The sequence below is a fragment of the Bacillus sp. SD088 genome (assembly GCF_017355205.1).
Lineage (GTDB): Bacteria > Bacillota > Bacilli > Bacillales > Bacillaceae_C > Lederbergia.
The window spans coordinates 1-3,217 of the sequence record NZ_JADIJK010000058.1; the positions used below are offsets into that span (position 1 = coordinate 1).

A 3,217-nucleotide genomic window follows, 5' to 3' on the forward strand; every position below is an offset into this window, starting at 1 on the left:
AGCTCAAGGAAACAAGCGAACGAGCACCGGAGCGCACTAACGTGCGTGAGGATGTGAATGAGCGCAGTTGACGCAGAGATTCGCCGCTTATTTTTTGGATGACGATTAAGTTATTAAGGGCGCACGGTGGATGCCTTGGCACTAGGAGCCGATGAAGGACGGGACTAACACCGATATGCTTCGGGGAGCTGTAAGCAAGCGTAGATCCGAAGATTTCCGAATGGGGAAACCCCCTACCTTTAATGGGGTAGGATCCAATTCTGAATACATAGGAATTGGAAGGCATACCCGGGGAACTGAAACATCTCAGTACCCGGAGGAAGAGAAAGAAAAATCGATTCCCTGAGTAGCGGCGAGCGAAAGGGGAACAGCCCAAACCAAGAGGCTTGCCTCTTGGGGTTGTAGGACACTCGACATGGAGTTACAAAGGAACGGGGTAAACGAAGCGGTCTGGAAAGGCCCGCCAGAGAAGGTAACAGCCCTGTAATTGAAACTTCGTTCCCTCCCGAGTGGATCCTGAGTACGGCGGGACACGTGGAATCCCGTCGGAAGCTGGGAGGACCATCTCCCAAGGCTAAATACTCCCTAGTGACCGATAGTGAACCAGTACCGTGAGGGAAAGGTGAAAAGCACCCCGGAAGGGGAGTGAAATAGATCCTGAAACCGTGTGCCTACAAGTAGTCAAAGCACAATGCGTATTTTCCTTTGGAAAAACGCCGTGTGATGGCGTGCCTTTTGTAGAATGAACCGGCGAGTTGCGATTTCATGCAAGGTTAAGTTGAAGAGACGGAGCCGTAGCGAAAGCGAGTCTGAATAGGGCGTATGAGTATGAGGTCGCAGACCCGAAACCAGGTGATCTACCCATGTCCAGGGTGAAGGTAAGGTAACACTTACTGGAGGCCCGAACCCACGTACGTTGAAAAGTGCGGGGATGAGGTGTGGGTAGCGGTGAAATTCCAATCGAACCTGGAGATAGCTGGTTCTCTCCGAAATAGCTTTAGGGCTAGCCTTGAAGTAGAGTCTTGGAGGTAGAGCACTGTTTGGACGAGGGGCCCTCACCGGGTTACCGAATTCAGACAAACTCCGAATGCCAATGACTTGTTCTTCAGGAGTCAGACTGCGAGTGATAAGATCCGTAGTCGAGAGGGAAACAGCCCAGACCGCCAGTTAAGGTCCCCAAGTATCCGTTAAGTGGAAAAGGATGTGGAGTTGCTTAGACAACCAGGATGTTGGCTTAGAAGCAGCCACCATTGAAAGAGTGCGTAATAGCTCACTGGTCGAGTGACTCTGCGCCGAAAATGTACCGGGGCTAAACGGATCACCGAAACTGCGGATTGACACCAACGGTGTCAGTGGTAGGAGAGCGTTCCAAGGGCTGTGAAGCTAGATCGTAAGGACTAGTGGAGCGCTTGGAAGTGAGAATGCCGGTATGAGTAGCGAAAGAAGGGTGAGAATCCCTTCCACCGAATGCCTAAGGTTTCCTGAGGAAGGCTCGTCCGCTCAGGGTTAGTCGGGACCTAAGCCGAGGCTGAAAAGCGTAGGCGATGGATAACAGGTCGATATTCCTGTACCACCTCCCCGCCGTTTGAGTAATGGGGGGACGCAGGAGGATAAGGTAAGCACAGTGTTGGATAACTGTGTCCAAGCCGTTAGGCTGAAGAGGAGGCAAATCCTTCTCTTTAAAGCGGAGCGGTGATGGCGAGGGAAATATAGTACCGAAGTTCCTAATTCCACACTGCCAAGAAAAGCCTCTAGCGAGGCGGGAGGTGCCCGTACCGCAAACCGACACAGGTAGGCGAGGAGAGAATCCTAAGGTGATCGAGAGAACTCTCGTTAAGGAACTCGGCAAAATGACCCCGTAACTTCGGGAGAAGGGGTGCTCTTATGGGTGAAAGCCCAAGAGAGCCGCAGTGAATAGGCCCAGGCGACTGTTTAGCAAAAACACAGGTCTCTGCAAAGCCGCAAGGCGAAGTATAGGGGCTGACGCCTGCCCGGTGCTGGAAGGTTAAGAGGAGCGCTTAAGGCTTTGCCTGAAGGTGCGAATTGAAGCCCCAGTAAACGGCGGCCGTAACTATAACGGTCCTAAGGTAGCGAAATTCCTTGTCGGGTAAGTTCCGACCCGCACGAAAGGCGCAACGATCTGGGCACTGTCTCAACGAGAGACTCGGTGAAATTATAGTACCTGTGAAGATGCAGGTTACCCGCGACAGGACGGAAAGACCCCGTGGAGCTTTACTGCAGCCTGATATTGAATGTCGGTGCAGCTTGTACAGGATAGGTAGGAGCCGTGGAAACAGGAGCGCCAGCTTCTGTGGAGGCATTGGTGGGATACTACCCTTGCTGTACTGACCTTCTAACCCACGCCCGTAATCCGGGTGGGAGACAGTGTCTGGCAGGCAGTTTGACTGGGGCGGTCGCCTCCTAAAAGGTAACGGAGGCGCCCAAAGGTTCCCTCAGAATGGTTGGAAATCATTCGCAGAGTGTAAAGGCACAAGGGAGCTTGACTGCGAGACCTACAAGTCGAGCAGGGACGAAAGTCGGGCTTAGTGATCCGGTGGTTCCGCATGGAAGGGCCATCGCTCAACGGATAAAAGCTACCCCGGGGATAACAGGCTTATCTCCCCCAAGAGTTCACATCGACGGGGAGGTTTGGCACCTCGATGTCGGCTCATCGCATCCTGGGGCTGTAGTCGGTCCCAAGGGTTGGGCTGTTCGCCCATTAAAGCGGTACGCGAGCTGGGTTCAGAACGTCGTGAGACAGTTCGGTCCCTATCCGTCGTGGGCGCAGGAAATTTGAGAGGAGCTGTCCTTAGTACGAGAGGACCGGGATGGACGCACCGCTGGTGTACCAGTTGTCTCGCCAGAGGCATAGCTGGGTAGCTATGTGCGGAAGGGATAAGTGCTGAAAGCATCTAAGCATGAAGCCCCCCTCAAGATGAGATTTCCCTAGGCGTAAGCCTTAAGACCCCTGAAAGATGATCAGGTTGATAGGTCCGAGGTAGAAGTGTGGTGACACATGTAGCTGACGGATACTAATCGGTCGAGGACTTAATCTAACAAAAAGCGGAAGTGCCCGTTTAGCGACGTAAAAACTTCCTAGTTTCTGACGAGATAAAGGAAACACAGTGAGTCCAATAGGACGAACTGATGTTGACTTATCGTAGGAAGAAACGTAGAAGTTTTCTAGTCGCTGGGCACTGGAGCTGGATTAATAATG

General features: G+C 52.7%; 1 rRNA gene. It reads left to right on the top strand.

The window, feature by feature from the left end:
• Nucleotides 1-103: 103 nt before the first annotated feature.
• A 23S ribosomal RNA gene (locus tag IPU53_RS24580) occupies nucleotides 104-3,056 on the top strand.
• Nucleotides 3,057-3,217 lie beyond the last annotated feature (161 nt).